Source organism: Paracidovorax konjaci, assembly GCF_900112675.1.
Taxonomy (GTDB): Bacteria; Pseudomonadota; Gammaproteobacteria; order Burkholderiales; family Burkholderiaceae_C; genus Paracidovorax; species Paracidovorax konjaci.
The window spans coordinates 19,641-41,776 of record NZ_FOMQ01000023.1 but is presented as its reverse complement, the minus strand read 5'-3'; the positions used below and the strand labels follow the sequence as shown (position 1 = coordinate 41,776).

General features: G+C 69.5%; 14 protein-coding genes. 2 read left to right on the top strand and 12 right to left on the bottom strand.

The window, feature by feature from the left end:
* From BM144_RS21570 to BM144_RS21540, 7 genes are all read right to left on the bottom strand, one after another.
* On the bottom strand, positions 1-439 hold a 439-nt coding region (locus BM144_RS21570), incomplete at its 3' end, for a contractile injection system protein, VgrG/Pvc8 family (protein ID WP_281246078.1).
* A 205-nt stretch (positions 440-644) separates the two neighbouring features.
* Positions 645-2,828, bottom strand: coding sequence for an NAD-dependent DNA ligase LigA (ligA, locus tag BM144_RS21565; RefSeq protein WP_092957520.1), 2,184 nt, complete (start codon positions 2,826-2,828; stop codon positions 645-647).
* Positions 2,829-2,905: 77 nt separating this feature from the next.
* Complete coding sequence (locus BM144_RS21560) at positions 2,906-4,030, bottom strand: cell division protein FtsZ (protein ID WP_092957507.1); 1,125 nt, start codon at positions 4,028-4,030, stop codon at positions 2,906-2,908.
* Positions 4,031-4,096: 66 nt separating this feature from the next.
* Positions 4,097-7,624, bottom strand: a complete 3,528-nt coding sequence (gene smc, locus BM144_RS21555; protein WP_092957504.1) for a chromosome segregation protein SMC — start codon at positions 7,622-7,624, stop codon at positions 4,097-4,099.
* A 281-nt stretch (positions 7,625-7,905) separates the two neighbouring features.
* Complete coding sequence (locus tag BM144_RS21550; RefSeq protein WP_092957501.1) at positions 7,906-8,241, bottom strand: YnfA family protein; 336 nt, start codon at positions 8,239-8,241, stop codon at positions 7,906-7,908.
* A 16-nt stretch (positions 8,242-8,257) separates the two neighbouring features.
* The gene (locus BM144_RS21545; RefSeq protein ID WP_092957498.1) at positions 8,258-11,419 is read right to left on the bottom strand and encodes a bifunctional diguanylate cyclase/phosphodiesterase; all 3,162 of its coding nucleotides are present in this window, start codon (positions 11,417-11,419) and stop codon (positions 8,258-8,260) included.
* Positions 11,420-11,620: 201 nt separating this feature from the next.
* Positions 11,621-12,895 (bottom strand): SLC13 family permease, encoded by a 1,275-nt coding sequence (locus BM144_RS21540; RefSeq protein ID WP_092957495.1) that lies wholly within the window; start codon positions 12,893-12,895, stop codon positions 11,621-11,623.
* 222 nt (positions 12,896-13,117) lie between these two features.
* Between BM144_RS21540 and BM144_RS21535 the strand changes: the two genes are divergently transcribed.
* On the top strand, positions 13,118-14,962 hold the full coding sequence (locus BM144_RS21535) for an ABC transporter ATP-binding protein (protein ID WP_092957492.1): 1,845 nt from the start codon (positions 13,118-13,120) through the stop codon (positions 14,960-14,962).
* A 148-nt stretch (positions 14,963-15,110) separates the two neighbouring features.
* Here the strand turns inward: BM144_RS21535 and BM144_RS21525 are convergent, their stop codons facing one another.
* Together BM144_RS21525 and BM144_RS21520 are read right to left on the bottom strand one after the other, a co-directional pair.
* Positions 15,111-15,674 carry a sugar O-acetyltransferase gene (locus BM144_RS21525; RefSeq protein WP_092957489.1) on the bottom strand — a complete coding sequence of 188 codons (564 nt, stop codon included), beginning with the start codon at positions 15,672-15,674 and terminating at the stop codon, positions 15,111-15,113.
* A gap of 193 nt (positions 15,675-15,867) precedes the next feature.
* Positions 15,868-17,292 (bottom strand): hypothetical protein, encoded by a 1,425-nt coding sequence (locus tag BM144_RS21520; protein ID WP_139225807.1) that lies wholly within the window; start codon positions 17,290-17,292, stop codon positions 15,868-15,870.
* Positions 17,293-17,513: 221 nt separating this feature from the next.
* Here BM144_RS21520 and BM144_RS21515 point away from each other — a divergent pair, with 221 nt between their 5' ends.
* Positions 17,514-17,672 carry a DUF3309 family protein gene (locus BM144_RS21515; RefSeq protein ID WP_092957483.1) on the top strand — a complete coding sequence of 53 codons (159 nt, stop codon included), beginning with the start codon at positions 17,514-17,516 and terminating at the stop codon, positions 17,670-17,672.
* A 116-nt stretch (positions 17,673-17,788) separates the two neighbouring features.
* Here the strand turns inward: BM144_RS21515 and BM144_RS21510 are convergent, their stop codons facing one another.
* From BM144_RS21510 to BM144_RS21500, 3 genes are all read right to left on the bottom strand, one after another.
* Complete coding sequence (locus BM144_RS21510; protein WP_092957480.1) at positions 17,789-18,376, bottom strand: EF-hand domain-containing protein; 588 nt, start codon at positions 18,374-18,376, stop codon at positions 17,789-17,791.
* 224 nt (positions 18,377-18,600) lie between these two features.
* Positions 18,601-20,049, bottom strand: coding sequence for a D-serine/D-alanine/glycine transporter (cycA, locus tag BM144_RS21505; RefSeq protein WP_092957477.1), 1,449 nt, complete (start codon positions 20,047-20,049; stop codon positions 18,601-18,603).
* 369 nt (positions 20,050-20,418) lie between these two features.
* Positions 20,419-21,720, bottom strand: a complete 1,302-nt coding sequence (locus BM144_RS21500) for an ATP-grasp domain-containing protein (protein ID WP_092957474.1) — start codon at positions 21,718-21,720, stop codon at positions 20,419-20,421.
* Positions 21,721-22,136 lie beyond the last annotated feature (416 nt).

The window sequence follows — 22,136 nt, the reverse complement described above, 5'->3', positions numbered from 1 at the left end:
CGCTCTCCCCATATTGCACGCAGTAATCCCACGTGCGGTAACTGCGGCTGAGTTTCTTGTCCAGCGGATATCCGTAGACCCCCAGCACCTCCTCGATGATCTGCGGCACGCTCTTGTTCTGGAATATCCGGAAGTCGCTCTTGCGCGACGCCAGCCACACCCACGGCTGCAGCCTCAGCCGGTACGAGTAGTACCGGTGGTCCTGACCCTGCATCCCGAACCGCGTCACGATCCCGTCGATGTAGCGCCGCCCACCGCCCTCCGTCTCCACCACCACCGTCGCGTTCTTGCCCAACAGCGCCTTCGGGTCCACCTCCCGGCTCTCGCTTTGCAGGTCGATCTCCAGGCTGTACACCTCGCTCAACCCCTCACGGCCCCGCATCTCCCGGAAATGCAGCGCATCCCCTACCGGCGTTTGTATGGTGACTCGACGTGTCATAATGAAACCAAACGTATTTAAACGTATTATTGAATTACGTATTTACGGGATTAATGGAGCGGCGAATCATATCTTTGATCCGTTTTGGTGCAAATCCTGGAAATACGCGGTTTGACGTGCCGCAATTTTCCGGATATTCGATGTCAATCAAGAGAAACGGGCGCGCGGACCACAGCCCGCGCGCCCGCCGTCTGGCGATGCGTGTTCAGCCGCCGTTCAGCAGGGCCAGCAAGCCGGCTTCGTCCAGTACCGGCACACCCAGTTCCTGCGCCTTGGTGAGCTTGCTGCCCGCTTCTTCGCCCGCCACCACATAGCTGGTTTTCTTGCTGACCGATCCCGCCACCTTGGCACCGGCTGCTTCCAGGCGCTCTTTGGCATCCTCGCGGCTCAGGGTCGGCAGGGTGCCGGTGAGAACGATGGTCTTGCCCACCAGCGGCAGGGTGGCGCGCTCGGTGGGCGCGCCCTCTTCCCAGGTCAGCCCGCAGGCGCGCAATTGCTCCACGACCTCGCGGTTGTGGGGTTGGTCGAAGAAGGTCCGGATGGCTTCGGCGACGATGGGCCCGACATCGTTCACCTCGAGCAGTTGATCGACGTTCGCCGCCATGATGGCGTCGAGGTTGCCGAAATGGCGCGCCAGGTCCTTGGCCGTGGCCTCGCCCACATGGCGGATGCCCAGCCCGAACAAGAAGCGCGGCAGCGTGGTTCGCTTGGATTTCTCCAGCGCGGCCAGCACGTTCTGCGCGGATTTGTCGGCCATGCGATCGAGGGCCGCCAGGGCGGTGAGTCCCAGCCGGTACAGGTCGGGCAGCGTGCGCACGACGTTGCCCTCGACCAGCTGGTCCACGAGCTTTTCGCCGAGCCCTTCGATGTCCACCGCGCGGCGCTGCGCGAAATGCAGGATGGCTTCCTTGCGCTGGGCGGCGCAGAACAGGCCGCCGGAGCACCGGTGGTTGACCTCGCCCTGTTCGCGCACGACGGCGCTGCCGCAGATCGGGCACGCCCGCGGCATGCGGAAGTTCGGCACGTACGGGTGCCGCGCGTTGGCCGGGGTGCTGGGCGCCACCGTGCCGTCGGGGGCGGTGGCCTGGTCCACGAGCGCTTCGGAATCCGCGGCGCCGGCACTGGCGGCAGGCAGGCCCGGCGGCACGATGCCCACGACTTCGGGGATGACGTCGCCGGCCCGGCGCACGATGGCCTGGTCGCCGATGCGCACTTTCTTGCGCCGCAGCTCGAAGAGGTTGTGCAGCGTGGCGTTGGTGACCGTCACCCCGCCCACGAAGACGGGCGCGAGCCGTGCCACCGGCGTGAGCTTGCCGGTGCGCCCCACCTGGATGTCGATGCCCTCCACGCGCGTGACCATTTCCTGCGCCGGGTACTTGTGGGCGACGGCCCAGCGCGGCTCGCGGGTGACGAAACCCAGCTGGCGCTGCAGGTCGAGCCGATTGACCTTGTAGACCACCCCGTCGATGTCGTACGGGAGCCGGTCACGCGACGCACCCACTGCCTGGTGGAAGGCGACCAGCGCGGGGGCGCCCTGCGCCACCTGCACCTGGGAGGCCACAGGGAAACCCCAGTCCTTCAGGGATTGCAGCATGTCGTAGTGCGTGGCGAAGGCCGGCCCGCCTTCGGCGGACGGGGTCATATCGCCCAGGCCATAGGCGAAAAAGCTGAGCGGCCGCCGCGCGGCGATGCCCGAGTCGAGTTGCCGCACCGCGCCTGCCGCGGCGTTGCGCGGGTTGACGAAGGTCTTGGCCCCCGCTTCGCGCTGGCGCTCGTTGAGCCGATCGAAATCCGCGCGGCGCATGTAGACCTCGCCGCGCACTTCCAGCACCGGGGGCACGCCGTCCGGCAAGGTCAGCGGGATCTGCCGGATGGTGCGGATGTTGTGGGTGACGTCCTCGCCCACTTCACCGTCGCCGCGGGTGGCAGCCTGCACCAGCCGCCCGTTTTCGTAGCGCAGGCTCATCGCGAGGCCGTCGAACTTGGGTTCGGCGACGTATTCGACCGGAGGGTCTGCAGGCGTGAGCTTGAGTTCGCGGCGCACCCGCGCATCGAAGGTTTCCGCTCCGCTGGCTTCGGTATCGGTCTCGGTGCGGATGCTGAGCATCGGCACCCGGTGCCGCACTTTAGGCAAGAAGTTGAGCGTCTGCCCCCCCACTTTTTGCGTGGGAGAGTCTGGTGAAACCGATTGTGGATAACGCGACTCTAACTGCTCGAGCTCATTAAACAGTGCATCGTACTCGGCGTCTGAAACGACAGGGTTATCGAAAACATAGTACTGAAAAGAATAATCACGCAGAATTTCTCTTAACTCAGCAATCCTTTTTGCCGCCCGCACTGCCGCGTCAGTAGGCTCGGTATCCCCAAATAAATCTACTTCATCGTTCATTTCACGCTCTTGCAGCTTGTTTGCCATATTTCTGTGTTAGGCATCTCGCGGGGTCAAACCTGACCAGTGGATCCAGTTCAGCTGAAAAGGCGCCGCGCCAGCACGGAGCCCGCCGAGAGGTCACGGCTGTCGAGCTTGTCGTAGAGCAGTTCGAGGTCGGCGGCGATCGGGTCCATGGTCATGGCGGGCAACGGCGTGCCGTTCTGGTCGCACAGCACGCCGTCCATGGTCTGGCCCAGCGAGGCCGCGATCTCGCGCAGCCGCGCGAACGGCTGCTCGCTGCGGTGCACCTGGGCCACGTCCAGGCTCAGGGTGATGTCGCGGATGGCGGACTGCTCGGGGTCGTCCGACATCGCGGCCTGGGTGTCGTAGGAAAGCGTGAGCACGGGCGGAAGGCCCGGGCCCGCGGCGGGCAGCACGAGGCGGCCGGGCATCGCGCCGGGCGTGAAACCCAGGCGTGCGGCGTTCTGCTGCACATAGCCCGGGCTCCATGTCGCGTGGCGGGCCCGCAGGCAGAACGCGAGCTGGGCATCGTGGTCGCTGGCGAACTGGTCCAGTTCGCGGGCGCGGCCGACCTCGTGCAGCATGTCGGGGAAATCGGGGGTGGCATTCACCGCATCGGCAAAGCCCTGCACCTTGAGCACGAACTCGGAAAACTCGATCTCGTTGAGCGCGCCCACGCGGTTGGCCAGTTGCACGCCGGCCTGGAACTGGGTGTAGCGCTGGCCGGCCACGGGCGTTTCCCACTGCTGCGCCGCGTCGCTGAAGCCTTCGATGGCGAATGGCTTGCTGCCCGCCCGGCGCGTGGGCGGAAGGGCCGCGAGGGCCGCGTCGCCCGAGACGACGTGCTCGGGCACGACCGGGGCGATGGCGTCGATCAAGGGGTCCAGGCCACCCCGGCGCTCGGCGGGGGGCACCGGCATCTGCAGCGAATCCTGCCAGTCCACGGCATGGCCGCCGTCGGCAGCCTGGGCCATCGGGTCGCCGGCCGGCAGGCCCGTGGCTGCGGCCGTCGGCAGCGCGCCCGGCGGCAGATCGAAGCCGGGCTCCTGCCGCAGCAGCGAGTCGCCAGGGCCGTCGCCCGCTTCGTGCGGGCTGGCGCGCTTCGGCGCGTTGCGGTGGTTGATCCAGGCGTTGTAGGCGATGACGATGGCCAGAACCACGCCGCCCGCGATGATGAGGCCGAGTTGGAAATTGCTCATGGTGTGAGTGAAACGGTGTGGCGCGGTGGCCGGCTGCCCTGCATCATGCGGATCTCGTGTAGGACGTCAGGCATCCGCCATCGACAGCGCGGACTCCATGTCCACCGCGACGATGCGCGAGACGCCCTGCTCCTGCATGGTCACGCCGATGAGTTGCTCGGCCATTTCCATGGCGATCTTGTTGTGGCTGATGAAAAGGAACTGGGTGCTCCGGCTCATGCTGGCGACGAGTTTGGCATAGCGCTCGGTGTTCGCGTCGTCCAGCGGGGCATCGACTTCGTCGAGCAGGCAGAACGGCGCGGGGTTGAGCTGGAAGATCGCGAAGACCAGCGCGATGGCGGTCAGTGCCTTCTCGCCGCCCGAGAGCAGGTGGATGGTCTGGTTCTTCTTGCCCGGCGGCTGGGCCATGACCTGCACGCCGGAGTCGAGGATCTCGTCGCCCGTCATGATGAGGCGGGCCTGCCCGCCGCCGAACAGCTCGGGGAACATGCGGCCGAAGTGCCCGTTCACGGTTTCGAACGTACCCGACAGCAGGGTGCGCGTCTCCGCATCGATCTTGCGGATGGCGTCCTCCAGCGTGTTCATGGCGAGCGTCAGGTCTTCCGTCTGCGCATCGAGGAAGGTCTTGCGCTCGCGGGCGAGTTGCAGCTCTTCGAGCGCGGCGAGGTTCACGGCCCCCAGGGCGGCGATCTCGCGGTGCAGGCGGTCGATCTCGGACTGCAGCCCGGCCGAGCGCACTCCGCCCTGCTCGATGGAGCGGGCCACCGCCTCCAGGTCGGCCTGGGCATCGGCCAGCAGGCCGGTGTACTGCTCCAGGCCCAGGCGCGCGGCCTGCTCCTTGAGCTGGAAGTCGGTGATGCGCTGGCGCAGCGGGTCGAGCGCCCGCTCCAGTTGCAGCCGCCGCTCGTCGCTCGCGCGCAGACGGGCGGTGAGGTCGTCGTATTCGCTGCGCTGCGCGGCCAGCGCCTTCTCCCGCTCCATCTTCAGATCCAGCGCCTGCTGCAGCCCGCCCTGCGCGGCTGCCGACGACAGCCGGCCCGCTTCGTCCTGCGCCCGCTGGCGCTCGTCGGCCAATGCGGTGCATTGCGCGCGCGCGGTGTCGATGGTGCGCGCCAGCTCGGCGCGCCGGGCCTCCAGGCTGCGGCGCGAGAAGGTGGCTTCCTGGGCCTGCCGCTCCAGGCTGCGCTGCTGCTCGCGGCACTCGGCCAGTCGCCGTTCGGATTCGATCACCCGGTCGCCGAGTTGGGCGTGGCGCTCCTGGCTGTCGGCCAGTTGCATGTCCAGCTCTTCGAACCGCGCCTCGGCGGTGACCGCGCGCTCCTGCAGATCGGAGAGCTGGGCATCGACCTCGGCCAGGTCCGCGCCGATCTGCGCGCTGCGCGCCCGCGCCTGTTCCGCGAGCTGCGTGAGGCGCAGCGTCTCCACCTGCAGCTCGTGGCGGCGGCCTTGCGCCTCGCTGGCCTCGCGGCGCGCGGACACCAGGCGCTGCGATGCGTCGGCGTAGGCGGCTTCGGCCCGCACCAGCGCCGTGCGCGATTCGTCGTGGATGAGGGTCTGGGCGCGCAGCTCTTTTTCGAGGTGCTCGATCTCCTGGGCGCGGGCGAGCAGGCCTGACTGCTCGGAATCCTGCGCGTAGAAGCTCACGCCGTGCGCGCTCACGGCATGGCCGCTCGGCACGTAGACCGTCTCGCCGGGGCGCAGTTGCGCGCGGCGGTCGAGGGCTTCGTCGAGCGTGGCCGCGGTCTGGCAGCCCTGCAGCCAGTCCCCGAGCACGGACCGCAGGCCGGCGTCGGCCACCTCCAGCAGATCGGCCAGCCGGTGCGCGCCGGCCGGCGCAGGCGCCGCGGCGGACGGTGCGGAGGTGCTGTAGAACGCCAGCCGGGCCGGCGGCGCGTCTTGCGCGCCCGCGCCGAGGAACCCGCGCACGGTGTCGAGGCGCCCCACTTCCAGGGCACCCAGGCGCTCGCGCAGGGCCGCTTCCAGCGCGTTCTCCCAGCCGGGCTCGATGTGCAGCCGGCTCCAGAGGCCCTGCAGGCCTTCCAGCCCGTGCCGGGCGAGCCAGGGCTTGAGCTTGCCGTCGGTCTTGACCTTTTCCTGCAGGGCCTTGAGCGCCTCCAGCCGCGCCGACAGATCGGCCTGCCGCGCGCCTTCTGCGTTCACGGACTGCTGGCGCTGGCGGCGCTCGTCGTCGAGCTGGGGCACGCTGTCCTGCAGTTCGGCGAGCCGCGCCTCGGCCATCTCGGCCGCTTCCTCGGCGGCGGTGAGTTGCTCGCCCAGGTTGGCCAGGCGGGCTTCGTCGGGGGCGGCCAGGGCGTTGCGGTCGGCGCGCAGCCGCTCGTGGCGGGCTTCGGCCTGTCGGCGCTGCTCCTGCAGGCTGCGCTGCTCGGCGGCCAGCACCTGGATCTGCTGCTGCACCTGGACCACCGACGTGCGCTGCGCCTCGGCCCGCTGCTGGGCCTGCCGCAGGGCATCTTCCAGATCGGGCAGCTGCATGGCCTGCTCTTCCACCTGGGCGGCCAGCAGTTCGGCGCGCTCCTCGGCATCCACGCCGGCACCGGCGAGGCCCTCCATTTCGGCCTCCGCCTCCTCCTGGCGCGTGGACCACTGCACGATCTGCTCGGCCAGTTGCGCCAGGCGCTGCTCCACGCGCTGGCGGCCTTCCACGACATAGCGGATCTCGGCTTCGAGCTTGCCGACTTCGGCGGTGGCCTCGTAGAGGCGACCCTGGGCCTGGTTGACCTGGTCGCCGGCAGCATAGTGGGCCTGGCGGATGGTTTCGAGATCGGCCTCCACATGGCGCAGGTCGGCCGTGCGCGATTCGAGGTCGTTCACGGCCTGCAGGCCTTCGGTGCGCACGCGGTCCTGGTCGGCCTGGGCGTCGGCGCGCTTGAGGAACCAGAGCTGGTGCTGCCGCAGGGTGACATCGGCCTGCAGCGCGTTGTAGCGGGCCGCCACCTCGGCCTGCTTTTCGAGGCGCTCGAGGTTGGCGTTCAGTTCGCGCAGGATGTCTTCGACGCGCGTGAGGTTCTCGCGCGTGTCGGCGAGGCGGTTCTCGGTCTCGCGGCGGCGTTCCTTGTACTTGGAGACGCCCGCCGCCTCTTCCAGGAAGAGCCGCAGCTCCTCGGGGCGCGACTCGATGATGCGGCTGATGGTGCCCTGGCCGATGATGGCGTAGGCCCGCGGGCCCAGGCCCGTGCCGAGGAACACGTCCTGCACGTCGCGGCGGCGCACGGGCTGGTTGTTGATGAAATAGCTGCTGTTGCCCTCGCGCGTGAGCACGCGCTTGACGGCGATCTCGCCGTACTGGTTCCACTGGCCGCCCGCGCGGTGGTCCGCGTTGTCGAAGACCAGCTCCACGCTGGAGCGGCTGGCGGGCTTGCGGTGCGTGGTGCCGTTGAAGATCACGTCCTGCATCGACTCGCCGCGCAGTTCGCTGGCCTTGGACTCCCCCAGCACCCAGCGCACCGCATCCATGATGTTGGACTTGCCGCAGCCGTTCGGGCCCACCACGCCCACGAGCTGCCCCGGCAGCACGAAGTGCGTGGGTTCGGCGAACGACTTGAAGCCGGCGAGTTTGATGGAGTTCAGGCGCACGGGGCGGACAGCGGGCAGGCAGGAAAGCGGGCGTGGCGAAGGGCGCAAGAGCCCGGGACGGGCCGGCCGGGACGGCGCGCCCCGGCCCGGCGGGCAGCGCCGGATGATACCGTGGCGCACCGCCCCATCGGAGGCAAAACCCGCGCCGGCCCCTCGGCGCCCGCGGGTGCGTGCGCCACGCGGCGGGCCCGGGGGCGGCATCGCACCCGGAGTGCAAGCCAAATCACCTCCATGCCGCCGGATCCATTCAATAGTTTGCTATTGAATATATAGCAATGGAATCACGCGCCGCTGCGCGGTGCGAAGGCGATGATCCCCATCCCCGCGAGCGTCACGGCCCCGCCCGCGATGTCCCAGGCGTCGGGCCGCACGCCATCGACGGCCCAGAGCCAGCCCAGCGCCACCACGACATACACGCCGCCATAGGCCGCGTAGACGCGGCCGGCCGCCGCAGGGTGCAGCGTCAGCAGCCATGCGAACAGCGCCAGGCTGACAGCGCCGGGCACCAGCAGCCAGGCGCTGTGGCCCTGGCGCAGCCAGAGCCAGGGAAGGTAGCAGCCCGCGATCTCGGCCAGGGCGGTGGCGACGTAGAGCGCGAGGGTCTTGAGTTCGGGCATGGGCGTGCCGGGCGGGTCAGTCCGAGCCTACGGGGATGCCGGCGCCCAGGGCATCCCCGGCGGCCCGCGCGATCACCAACTGCTCGAACGCATCCGCGTCGATGGGCCGGCTCAGCAGGTAGCCCTGCCAGGCGTTGCAGCGGTTGCGCTCCAGGAAGACGCGCTGCGCCTCGGTTTCCACGCCTTCGGCGATCACGCGCAGGCCCAGGCTGGTGCCCAGGGCCACGATGGTGCGGGCGATGGACGCGTCGTTCGGGTCGGTGAGCACGTCGCGCACGAAGCTCTGGTCGATCTTGAGCTCGTCCAGCGGCAACCGCTTGAGGTAGGCCAGCGACGAATAGCCGGTGCCGAAGTCGTCCAGCGAGAAGCCCACGCCGTAGGCACGCAACTGCTGCATCTTGGCGATCGTGTCCTCCAGGTCCTGCAGCAGGAGGCTCTCGGTCATCTCGAGCTTCAGGCGGTGCCCCTCGGCGCCGGAGCCGGCCAGCGCGGCCAGCACCTGGCCCACGAAGCCGCCCTGGTGGAACTGCCGCGCGCTGACGTTCACCGACAGCCCCAGCGGCGCCAGCGCCGGCTGCCGCGCCCACAGCGCGAGGCGCTCGCACGCGGCCCGCAGCACCCATTCGCCCAGCGGCAGGATGAGGCCGGTTTCTTCCGCCAGCGGGATAAATTCGGCCGGCGAGACAAACCCGCGCACCGGGTGGCGCCAGCGCAGCAGGGCCTCGGCGCCCATGATGCGGCCCAGGTACACCTGCGGCTGGTAGAAAAGCTCGAACTCGCCGCGGCCCAGCCCGTCGCGCAGGTCCGACTCGAGCGCGGCGCGTGCCGCGACCGAGGCCTGCATCTGCGGGTCGTAGAACCGCAGCGCGTTGCGTCCGCCGGCCTTGGCCTGGTACATGGCAAGGTCGGCGCGCTGCAGCAGTTCGTCCGCCGTCTCGCGCACGCCCTGGAACACGGTCACGCCCATGCTGAGCGTGGTGTGGCGCGCCTCGCCCTCCAGCAGGAAGGGCTGGCGCATCGCCGCCAGGATCTTCTGGCCCATTTCTTCCGCGCGGGCCGCCGCGCCCTGCGGGCTCTGGCCCAGGTCTTCCAGCACCACCACGAACTCGTCGCCGCCATGGCGGGCCACCGTGTCTTCGGTGCGCACGCAACTGCGCAGGCACTGGGCGACCTGCCGCAGCAGCAGGTCGCCCCGCTCGTGGCCCTGGGTTTCGTTGAGCGTCTTGAAGTTGTCGAGGTCTAGCATCAGCACGGCACCGCAGCGGCCGCGCCGGGTGCTGGCGGCCAGGGCCTGCTGCAGCTGGTCCACCAGCAGGCGCCGGTTGGGCAACTGCGTGAGCGGGTCGTAATAGGCCAGGTAGTGGATCTCGCGCTCGGCCGCCTTGTGCTGGCTCAGGTCCACCAGGGTGATCAGGCACACGCCGTCGAGCCGCACGCCCGCCATGTCCACCGGGTGCACGGTGGCGTCGCCGCAGGTGATCGCATGCTCGCGGGCGGGAATGGTGCCGCCACCGGCGCGGGCCGCTTCGCAGGCGGCATCCCAGTCGGCCATCGCCTGCTCGCGCAGTGCCGCGTCCGGCAGCACCAGGCACCACCACTCGTGCATCGAAAGCGCGCCCTGCTCGCCGAGGCGGCAGATCTGGTCGAAGCGCTCATTGCGAAAGCGCAGGATGCCGTCGGGGTCGACCAGGCACACGCCGACGGGCAGGCGGTACAGCATCTGGCGCAGCCGGGCTTCGCTGCCCTGGTGCGCGTCTTCCATGCGCTTGCGCTCGGTGATGTCCTGCACCACCGCGATGTGGTGGCCGGAGGGGACGCCCCTGCCGCGCATGGGGCCCAGGCGCAGTTCGGCCCACACCGTGTGCCCGGCCTTGTGGCGGTAGCGCTTCTCGTAGCGTAATTCGTCGCTCCCGCCCTCGTCCGCGGCCATGCGGTCGATGAAGGACTGGCTTTGGAGCCTGTCTTCGTCGTGCGTGATGTCCCGCACCGTGAGGCGCTCCAGCTCCTGGGGCGTGTAGCCCAGCATCTCGCAGAAGCGGCCATTGGCGCGCACGAACCGCCCGGAGCGGGTGTCCACCTGGACGACGCCCACGGCGGCCTGATCGAACAGCGCCTGGAAGCGCACGTCGCCGGGGCTGCGTTCCGGGCTCTGCCGGAGCCACAGCCGCCAGCGCCGACCGGACGCGAACAGCGCCAGCAGCAGCGTGGCCAGCCCGCCCGCGACGGCGGTCACGGCCGGCAGCGCCTGCTCGGCCGGAGACAGGAAGCTGCTCTCCGGCACGAAGCGCAGCTTCCAGCGGCGGTCGTGCACCTGGATCTCGCGCTCGTAGGGCGGCAAGGGGGTGCCGCGCGCCGCTGGAAGCGACAGCAGGGACCGTGCCCCGGCGGAATGCACGCCGCGCACCGAGCCCATGTCCTGGGCGCCCATGGCCATCCCCGCGAGGCGGCCCTCCTCGCGCAGGGCGCGGATGAGATCGTGGAAGCGGATCGTGGCGGCGACCGAGCCGATGTAGCGCCGCCCGGCCCCATCGGTGTCGATGAACACGGGCAGGCGCAGGCTGAACGCCGCGCGGTGCTCGGTGGCCTGCGCCAGATCGTAGGGCGCGGAAGCGACGGCGCTGCCGCTGTCGCGGCTGTAGCGGACGGATTCCATGGTGGCGTCCATCGCCCCCACGTCGAGGCCCATCACGCCTTCGTTGCCGGAGCGCGGCCAGACATAGTCGGCCACGTAGTAGTCGGGGCGGTTGCCCTCGGGGCGGATCGCGAACTTCGGAAACCCGTCGGGATGCTGCGAGGTGTCCGCACGCACGCTCGCCTCGAACGCCTGTTTCTCGGACTGGACCACATAGCGCGTGAACGCCAGGTTGACCACGCCGGCGTACTGCTGGCCGAGCCGCAGCTCGCGCAGGGCGTTCTCGAAGTCGGCCCGGCCCAGCCTGGGATTGGCGAGGAACAGCCCGCGCAGCCCGGTGAGCAGACCGACATAGCTGCCGATGCGCGACTCCAGCGCCAGGGTGGCGGCGGTCGCCTCCCGCGTGAACCGCTCCTGCGCGATGCCGGCCACGGCGTTTCTCTGCCACTGCCAGAGGCTCGCGCTGGCGACGAGCCCCGCCAGCAGCACGGCGATGCCCGGCCCCCGCAACCACGGAAGCAAGCGCTGGATCGAAGGGAACGGCATGGCGGGGCGGGCGGAAATCTCGGCGGATGGGGCAACGCAGTCCGTGCTGCGGAACGTTGGAGGATAGCGGCAACCGGCGGCGATTTCGGGAAACGCCGCACTTGTGTGCATTTTTGTAACAGCAGTCCGCACGGCGGCACGCCCCCGGACCCGGGCGCCCACGGCGGTCCAGGCCGAGGCCGCCCCGCGCTGGTCCCCCGCTCAGTGCCAGAAGGCCGACGCGCCCATCAGCGCCAGCAACGCGGCAGCGAGCGCGGGCGGCATCACCCAGGCACCGTATTTCAGGAACTGCAGGGCGCCGACCTCGATGCTCTCGCGGCGCAGGGCGGCCAGCCACAGCAGCGTGGCCAGGGACCCGGTGATGGAGAGGTTGGGCCCCAGGTCGATGCCGATGAGCGCGGCCGCCCGCAAGGGTTCGGCGGCCTGGGCCGCCTCCAGCGCGGCGCCGGCCAGCAGCCCGGCCGGCAGATTGTTGACGAGGTTGGCCCCCACCCCCAGCAGCGCCCCCAGCGCCGGCCCTGCCGCCAGGGGCGCAGCCGCCGCGGCGCGCGCGAGCAGGTGGGCCAGGTGCCCGACCACGCCCGTGACTTCCAGCGCCTGCACGAACACGAACAGCCCCGCCACCAGCGGCAGCACCCCCCAGGAGACCGACTTCAGCACCGGGCCGACGGCATGCCCGCAGCCGATCCGCAGCAACACCAGCGTGACCAGTGCCGCGCCCAGGGTGGGCCCGCCCAGCGGCACGCGCCACCAGGCGCAGGCGATGAGCACCGCGGCCGACAGCGCCAGGCCCGCGGCGGCGAGCCGCCCGCCCGCGCCGAGCGGCTGCGCGGGCACTTGCGCGGCCACCGGGCCCGCGATTTCCCGGCGCACGCGCCAGCGCAGCACGGCATAGGTGGCGCCGATCGCCGCGATCGACGGCAGTCCGAACAGCGCGAGCCAGTGCGGCAGCGAAGGCATGCGGCCGCCGCCCCACAGCACCAGGTTGGCGGGGTTCGAGATCGGCAGCACGAAACTCGCCGCATTCGCCACGAAGGCGCAGATGAGCAGGTACGGCAAGGGCGCCGCGCCCACCGCACGCGCCACCGCGATGACCGCCGGCGTGAGCACCACCGCCGTGGCATCGTTGGAGAGCGTGGCGGTGACCAGCGTGCCCACGCCGAACACCCAGGCGAAGAGCCGCTCGCCCGAGCCGCGGGCACGGCGCGCGGCCTGCACCGCGAGCCAGTCGAACACGCCTTCGCGCCGGGCCATCTCCGACAGTAGCATCATCCCCGCGAGGAACAGATAGACATCGTGCCCGCGCAGCACGCCCTTCCCCGCCTCGGCCCAGGGCAGCAGGCCCAGGATGCCCAGCACCAGCGCCCCCCCGACGGCCCAGACCGCCTCCGGGATGCGCGCGGGCCGCACGATCACGGCGGCCGTCGCGATCGCGATGACGCCCCAGGTCCAACCGGAATGGGCGAGTGTCAGCATGGGCAGTTCTTCTTTCTGTCGGCGGGCCGGTGTGGTGGATTTTGTGATGGGGGGAGCCGCCGGACGCGGATTCTAGGAAACTCGGCGGTGGCTTCGCGGCCCGCCGGCCGCCCGGGGCCCGGAAAGCGCTCTCGGCCTACAGGGGCCGGATAACCCCATCGGCACGCCCGGCGCCACTGCCGCCTACCATCGCGGGTTGACCAGGAGTAGAGCGAGCCGCCCGTGTTCCAGTTTTTCGAAAAACGCCTTCCCCCCTATCCCGCCGCCGAACCCGCCCTGCCGCCGCAGGGCTTCATGGCTTTCGTCTGGGCCGGCACGCGCGGCCTGCGCGGTTATGTCCTGGCGATGACCGGGCTGTCGGCCGGCATCGCCGTCTACGAGGCCCTGCTGTTCTCCGTGCTGGGGCACGTCGTGGACTGGCTCACGGGCACCGCGCCCGGCGACCTCTGGGCCGAACGGCGCGGCACGCTGTGGATGATCGTCGCGCTGATGCTCGCCAGCGTGGTGCTCGTGGTGCTGCAGACCAGCGTGAAGCACCAGGTGCTGGCCATCAACTTCCCGCTGCGGCTGCGCTGGAACTTCCACCGGCTGATGCTGGGGCAGAGCATGTCGTTCTATGCCGACGAATTCGCCGGCCGCATCACCACCAAGATCATGCAGACCGCACTGGCCGTGCGCGACATGATCTTCACGACCACCGACGTGGTGATCGGCATGGGGGTGTACCTCATCACCATCCTGGCGCTGGCCGCCGGTTTCGACGCGCGGCTGCTGGTGCCCTTCCTCGTCTGGGCCCTCTGCTATGCCATCGCCTGCTGGTACTTCGTGCCGCGGCTGGGCAAGGTCGGCAAGGCGCAAGCCGATGCACGCTCCGTGATGACCGGGCGGATCACCGACGCCTACACCAACATCGCCACGGTCAAGCTGTTCTCGCACACCCGGCGCGAGGCCGAGTTCGCACGCGCTGCCATGGATGCCTTCCGCCAGACCGGCTACGCGCAGATGCGGCTGGTGAGCACCTTCGAGATCGTGAACCACGTGCTCGTGGTGGGCATGATCCTGGGCGCCTGCGGCATGGCGCTGTGGCTCTGGTCGCAGGGCCAGGTGGGCGCGGGCGCCGTGGCGGCCGTGACCGCGATGGCGCTGCGGGTGTCGGGCCACGCCCACTGGGTGATGTGGGAAGTGACGACGCTGTTCGAGAGCGTGGGCACCATCCAGGACGGCATCAACACGCTGACGCGGCCCCGCACCGTGGTCGATGCGGCGGATGCCAGGCCCCTGGCCGTGGCGCGCGGCGAGGTGACATTCGATGGCGTGACCTTCGGCTACCAGCCCGGCCGGCCGGTGATCGACGACCTGCACCTTCGCATCCGGCCCGGCGAGCGCATCGGCCTGATCGGCCGCTCCGGTGCCGGCAAATCCACGCTGGTGAACCTGCTGCTGCGCTTCCATGACGTGCAGGCCGGCCGCGTGCTCATTGACGGCAAGGACATCGCGCATGTGACGCAGGACAGCCTGCGCCAGTCCATCGGCATGGTCACGCAGGACACGTCCCTGCTGCACCGCTCGATGCGCGACAACATCCTCTATGGCCGGCCGGACGCCACCGAGGCCGAGATGCACGCGGCCGCCGTGCGCGCCGAGGCCTCGGATTTCATCGACCAGCTCACCGACCTGCAGGGCCGCAGCGGCTACGAAGCCCAGGTGGGCGAGCGCGGCGTGAAGCTCTCCGGCGGGCAGCGCCAGCGCGTGGCCATCGCCCGCGTGATGCTCAAGGATGCGCCCATCCTGCTGCTCGACGAGGCCACCAGTGCGCTCGACTCCGAAGTGGAGGCCGCCATCCAGCAGAGCCTGGACACCCTCATGCGCGGCAAGACCGTGATCGCCATCGCGCACCGCCTCTCCACCATCGCGGCGATGGACCGGCTCATCGTGCTGGATGCCGGCCGCATCGTCGAGGAAGGCACCCATGCCCAACTGCTGGCGCAGGGCGGCGTGTACGCGCGGCTGTGGGCCCACCAGAGCGGCGGCTTCCTCGGCGAATCGGAAGACCAGGGCGTGGAATGAACGGCGGGCCGGCCGCCCTGCCCGCTGCCGGCCATCCGTGACGGGGGGAGCGATGGGGGGAGCGATGGGGGGAGCGATGGGGGGAGCGATGGGGGGAGCGATGGGGGGAGCGATGGGGGGAGCGATGGGGAAAAGGCGCGACGGCGTTTCAGCCGCGGGGCAACTGGCGCGCGGGATTGCCGGCCACCGTCGCTCCCGCCGGCACATCGCGCGTGACCACGCTGCCGGCGCCGATCAGCGCCCCGTCCCCCACCGTCACGCCGGGCAGCAGGATCGCGCCGCCGCCGATCCACACATCGCGGCCGATGTGCACCGGCCTGCCGAACTCGGCGCCCGTGGCGCGCGTGGCCGCATCGCGCGGGTGATCGGCCGCGAGGATCTGCACCCCCGGCCCGATCTGCGTGCCGTCGCCGATGCGCACCTCGACCACGTCGAGGACCACGCAATTGAAATTCAGGAACACCCCGGCGCCCAGGTGGATGTTGAAGCCATAGTCGCAATGGAACGGCGGGCGCACCACGGTCCCTTCCCCCACGGAGCCCAGGCCTTCGGCCAGCAACCGCAGGCGGGCCGGCGCATCGAGCGCGCCCCGGGCCGCGGCATCGTTGTAGCGCGCCATCCAGCGCTGTGCGGCGGCCAGATCGGCCTGCAGCTCGGGGTCGCCGGCGTGATAGAGCTCGCCGGCCAGCATCTTCTGTTTCTCGGTGGTCATGGCGGCATTCTGGCCGGGGCCCGGGGCCCGGGCTGTCGGCGCAGCGCCTGAAAACCCCGGTCCGGGCGGATCAAGGTGTTTTTGCCTGCATGCCGCCGATTCCATTCGATACTTTGCTATCAAATCAGTAGCAATCGACACCCTGGGCCCCGGACCGCAGTCCTGGGCCGCTTCGGTGGTGCCGCAGCAGCCGTCAATTGACCAGATCGGCCAGCGACTTGCTGAGCTTGGAGATCCACTTGGCCACGGCTTCGTAGCTCTTCACCAGGAAGTCGTTGATGGCCGCCTGCATCTGGGACCGCATGGTGGCTTCGGTCAACGCATTCTGGTTGGCCATCTGCTGCTCCTGGGTCTTGATCGCGTCCTGCGTGGCGGCATCGGCCTGTGTGGCGCCTTCCGGTTGCTGGGCCCCATGGGCGCCGTCGTGGCCGGCGGCCGCGAGCTTCTTGGCATCCACGTCCAGGTCGGCGCCCGGCGGGTGCGTCGTGGCGAGCTGGTTCGCTGCCTCCGGTCCCGGTCCGTCCGGGGGCACGTGGCTGCCGGGCTCGGAGGGCACCTCGGCCTTCTGCTGCGGCACCTTCGGGGGCGAGTCGGGCACGGTGCTGGCGTCTTTCGGCTCCGGCTCGGAGGCGATCCTGGCTTCGGGTTCTGCGGCAGGTTGCAGTTCGGGCTCGCCGGTGGGCACCTTGCCTTCGGGCTCGGCGGATACCTCGGCCTTCTGCTCGGGCACCTCTGGGGGCGAGTCGGGCACGGTGCTGGCATCTTTCGGCTCCGGCTGGGACGCGGTCCTGGCTTCGGGTTGTGCGGCGGACTGCAGATCGGGCTCGCCGGTGGGCACCTTGCCTTCGGGCTCGGCGGATACCTCGGCCTTCTGCTCGGGCACCTCCGGGGGCGAATCGGGCACGGCGCTGGCATCTTTCGGCTCCGGCTCGGAGGCGGTCCTGGCTTCGGGTTGCGCGGCGGGTTGCAGTTCAGGCCCGCCCGTGGGCACGTTGCCTTCGGGCTCGGCGGATACCTCGGCCTTCTGCTGCGGCACCTCGGGCGGCGAATCGGGTACGGCGCTCTCGGGCCGGGCTTCCGACTGGGGCGCCGTGGGGGCGGCATCCGGATTGTTCTTCAGCTGCTGCTTCAGGAAGAGCGGGTTGTCCTGCAGATTCTCCAGACTGCCACCGGCCTTGAAGCCGCCGCTCTGGTGCGGAGCCGCCGCGGGCGGCTGGTGGGAGGCCGCCTCCGCATTGTGCAGCGCCTGCTGCTTCAGGAAGAGCGCGTTCTTTTGCAGGCTGCTGCTCGCCTTGAAGCTCGCTCGCGCGGGCACCGCCAGGCCATGGTGGGGCGTGGCGGCCTGGGCATCGGCATTGTTGGCCAGTTGCTGCTTCTTGAAGAGCGGGTTGTTCTGCAGTTCATTGGTGCCGCCGGGCAAACCGCTGCGGGGTGCCCTGTTTCCAGCGACCGCTTCCTGCGCCACTGGGGGGTTGCGGGAGCCCAGTCCCGCGGGTCCACCCAGGCTTTTGTGCGACCCCGACTTTTTCAGCGCCGGCTCGTGGGCCGTCCCGGTCTCCTTCGGGAGCGGAAGGCCCGTGGACAGAAGAGAGGGAAAACTGCCGACCTTGGCATTCATGGCGACCCCGATGTGAAGAAGTGGTGTTCGGGCGAGTGTGCACAGCGGGTATCGCTTGGCGGGGGTGGTATGCGAAGGCGATGCCGCGGCAGGCGAAGCATCGCGACCACCGCAGCGTCGATGCCCTCCTACGCGTGGCAGCGTTCCCGGCCTGCCGGAGGGGTGTGGAGCACCTTCAACAATCCGTCCATCTTCACCAACGCCACAAAAAGGAATCCAACATGTCGATCTCGCTCATCCTGCTCATCATCCTGATCCTGATCCTGATCGGCGTGCTGCCCACGTGGGGCCACAGCCGGTCGTGGGGCTACGGTCCCAGCGGCGGCGTCGGCCTGGTGCTGGTGATCCTGCTGATCCTGCTGCTCATGGGACGGATCTGATCCCCACCCGCGCCGCAGTGTGCGGCGGCTGAAAAGAAAAAATGCCCGGTGCATCCACACCGGGCATTTTTCGTTGGGGGATCGCGCCGGGGCGCAGGCCTGCCGGCCGATCCGGCTCAGGCCGCCGTCCGGAACCGCTGCGACACGGTGGCGAAGGCCGTGGAGAAGGCGCTGAACTCCCCGGCGCCGACGGAGCCGTCGGCGTTACCACCCGGCCCCCGGTCCATGAGCTGCAGCAGCGACTGGGCGAACTCCCCGCCGCTTTGCGGCCCCGTGGTCTGGGCCACGCGCTTGAGGAATTCGTCGCGGGTGATGGAGCCGTCGTTGTCGGTATCGAAGCCGGCCGTGAGCTGCTCCTTCTGCGCATCCGTGGCCCCGAAGCGGGTCAGCAGCGCCTGGAAATCCTCCTTCGACACGGCGCGGTTGGCGCCCGATGCCTGCAGCGCCGCGCCCGTGGCCACGCCGGCCGCACCGCGCCCGGCGACCGCGCCGCTGCGCGCGTCCGCCGCCGTGCTGGCGGTCAGGACGCCCTGGTCGGCAAGGCGCGCCAGCGCGCTGGCATCCTGGCTGAGCGTCACGATGGACGACGGCTCGGGCGCGGGGGCCCTGTCCGGCTTGGTCTGCCCGGAGACCGGCTTGGCGGACGAGGCCGCGTTGAACAGCATGGATGCGACGGACGCAAGACCGGAAACGATGGGGGACATGGCCGCAGACTCCTGTGGAAAGGCGCGCCGGCCATCCCGTGCACCCTGCCCGGGACGCAAGCCACACGCGCCCAACGGCAGGTTACGCGGCACCGGCCCCGCCGGTCCCGGGAAGAAAGCGGTAACCGCCCTGCTTTTCCGGCGGCCTAGGCGGCGCTTCTCCGCAGGGCCTTCGGCGGTGATCCGGGTCTTCAGGGCGGCGGCCGCCGAACGGAGCGACTCCGTCAGGTCCGGGCCGAGCCCATGCCCCGGGGCGCGCTTGGCGCGGAGGCCTCTGCGCGGACGGCCCTGGCACGCCGGAACCCGTAGGCGCCCGCCAGCAGCAGGAACCACGCGGGCGTGACCACCAGGGCCTTGCGCGTGTCGGACTCCAGCGCCAGCAGCCCCAGGATGAACACGAAGAACGCGAGGCAGGCCACGCTCATCACCACGCCGCCGGGCATCTTGTAGCGCGAGGCCGCATGCCGTTCAGGCCGGCTCCTGCGGTACGCCAGATAGGACAGCAGGATCAGCGACCAGGTGAACATGAACAGGATGGCCGACACGGTGGTGACCAGGGTGAAAGCCTCCACCAGGTCCGGAATCACCCACATGAGGACGGCGCCGGCCAGCAGGCAGGTGCACGAGAACAGCAGCCCGCGCGAGGGCACGCTGCGGGGCGAGAGGTACCGGAAGGCCTTGGGCGCGTCTTCCTTCAGCGCCAGGCCGTACAGCATGCGGCTGGTGGAGAAAACGCCGCTGTTGGCCGAAGAGGCCGCGGAGGTCAGCACCACGAAATTGATGACGCCGGCCGCGGCCGGCAGTCCCGCCAGCACGAACAGCTCGACGAACGGGCTCTTGCCCGGCACGACCTCGCGCCAGGGCGTGACGGCCATGATCGCGATCAGCGCCAGCACGTAGAACACGATGATGCGCACGGGGATCGAGTTGATGGCGCGCGGCAGGCTGCGCTCGGGGTCCTGTGCCTCCGCGGCGGTCGTGCCGACCAGTTCGATGCCGGAGAAGGCGAACACCGCGATCTGGAAGCCCGCGAAAAAGCCCATGAGCCCGTGCGGGAACATGCCGCCGTCGTTCCACAGGTTGCCCAGGCTGGCCTCGCGCCCCGTCGGGGCGACGAATCCCGTGGCGACCATGTACAGGCCCGTGCCCACCAGCGCCACGATGGCCACGATCTTGATCATCGCGAACCAGAACTCGATTTCGCCGAAGAGCTTCACCGTGAGCAGGTTCAGCGACAGCAGCAGCCCGACGCAGGCCAGCGCGGGCCCCCACTGGGGCATGTGCGGAAACCAGAACTGCGCATAGGCCGATATCGCGATGACGTCGGCGATGCCCGTGACGATCCAGCAGAACCAGTAGGTCCAGCCCGTGAAGAAGCCGGCCCAGGGCCCCAGCAGATCGGCCGAGAAATCGATGAACGACTTGTACCGGAGATCGGACAGCAGCAGTTCGCCCATCGCGCGCATCACGAAGAACAGCATGAAGCCGATCACCATGTAGACGAACACGATGGACGGACCGGCGAGGCTGATGGTCTTGCCGGACCCCATGAAAAGGCCGGTGCCGATGGCCCCGCCGATGGCGATGAGCTGGATGTGGCGGTTGGTGAGATTGCGCTGCAGATGCTCGGGACCCGAGGGGTCCGGATTTGCAGGGGTGGCCTGGCGCGTCATTCAGGAAGCTCCAAAAAGAGAAGAGAGAGAGAAAAGAGAAAAAGAAAGGAAGCGGCGGAAAGGAACGGGGGAGAAAAGGAAAGAAAAGGAAATGAAAAGAGGCGCGTGTGGCGCCATACCACGCGTATGGGGTCCAAGGCCCGGGGTCAACCGCCGCGGTGGCAGCGGTCTTGTGCTGCGGCGGCAGACCTACCGTGTCTGGCAAAGGGTGCCGAGGGGCTGAAGGCTGGCGCTGCGCACGCGGTATCCGGGTTTCCTGCCACCAGGCCGCAAGGGAAGGGCCCGCCCGGGACTGCGCCGGTCGGCGCCGGCGTCACCGTTTCTGCGGAAAGCGCTGCTTCGGCCCGCGGCCGCGCCGCCCGGGCCGTTTCACGCCTGGACATGCAGTTCGTGGTCGATCTCGTCGGCGGCGCTGGCCGCGACCGCGGGCGCCGGGATCCAGCGCAGGGCCGTGAAGAGGGACTCGATCCAGGCCTGCGTCTGCGGCGGGCCCGCAGTGGCAACGATGCCGGCCAGGGGAACCTCCTGGGTCTGGTAGCTGATGCGCTCCGGCAGCGGTGCGCCGGCCGGCAATTCATGCCAGCGCAGCACGGCCTCGCTGCGGCGGAACATCGCGATGCCGCCGAGCCCGGCATGCACGGAGCGGCCCAGGTGGTGGCCCGGAACCGCGAACCAGCCGTGCCAGCGCGGCTCGGCACCGGCCTCCGGAGACCGCCGCACGGCGGAGCCGGGGTCTTCACCCAGCATCAGCTTCAGCTCGACCGAGGGCAGATGGACATCGGTGGCCAGCTCGAAGGTGGTGACCGCCTGCGCTACATCCACCGGGTTGTCGATTTCGAGGAACGCCAGTTCACCCTGGTGGCCGATCGCCTCGAGGTGGAAACAGCCGTCGTGCAGCGCGAGGCTTTCGAGCGCGCGGGCGACCCAGCGGCGCGCGGTATCGGTCAGCGGAATGTGCATGGACCCCAGGGGCCGGCCGCGCGCATAGTCCAGGCAGGTGTTCAGGTAACGGCTGGCGGTGAGCGCCACGGTCCGGCCCCCAATGGCCACCCCATCGAAATGCAGGACGGGGCCTTCGAGGTACTCCTCGACCTCGAAATCGCCGCAGGCGTCGGCCGCCTGCAGGGCATCCAGGCGAGGGATGCCCGAGCAGAAACCCAGCACCGCGGCCCGCGCGGCGACGGTGGAGTCGAACACGGCCACGTCTTCGCTGGCGGCACCGCTCTGCGGCTTGAGGATGGTCTTTCCGCGCCAGGGCGGCGCGTCGCGCAGCGCGAGGAAATCCGGCAGGGGGAGGAAGCGCGGCACCTTCAGCCCGGCCTGGGCGACCGCCCGTTTCATGGCGATCTTGTTGCGGGCTGCCGTGACCTGTTCGGCCGACGGCCCCGCCACGCCAAGCCATTCGCGCAGACGGGCTGCCTCCAGCCGGTCTTTCTCGGCCAGGGCGATGACGCGATCGAAGCCTGCCGGTCGCTCGCCCAGCCAGGCGCGGGCTTCGTCGTCCACAGAACCCATGCCGGGGCGGGCCACCTTCTGGCAACGCAGGCCGGCCGGCACGGTCGCCAGCGCTGCCTCGGTGCCGAAATAGGTGACGTCGTGCCGTGAATGGTCGATGCCTCGGTGGTATTCAGCGGTTCGATAAGGAATACGGTGAAGGATCAGGATATTCATAGACAGGCCGACCCGGCGATCCACGAAATTCGCGGCGCTGCGTCGGCGGATTTCAGACAGCCGGCTTCCAGAGGGTTACAGGGCTGCGGTGTATTTCTTCTTGGGATATTCGATGAGAATGCCTCCTCCCATCCCGCCATTGCCATTCGATTGGTTTGCATTTGATTTTTATCAACAAGAAGCGCCTCCCCTGAATCGGGGCCGCCCTACCCTGCAATCGCGAATGGGGTAATCATGGCATGTGCTCCGGGTAATCCATCGCCCCGGGATGGCATGCACGACATTAATTTTATTTGGAGTCCCGGCCGCAATGCGGTGCGGAATATGGAGCGGTGTCGCGGATATTCGCCAAGGCAGCGGCGGCGCGCAGGCAGAAAATCCCGCGCAGCGCCCGCGCTGCGATGCACCCGGCCACG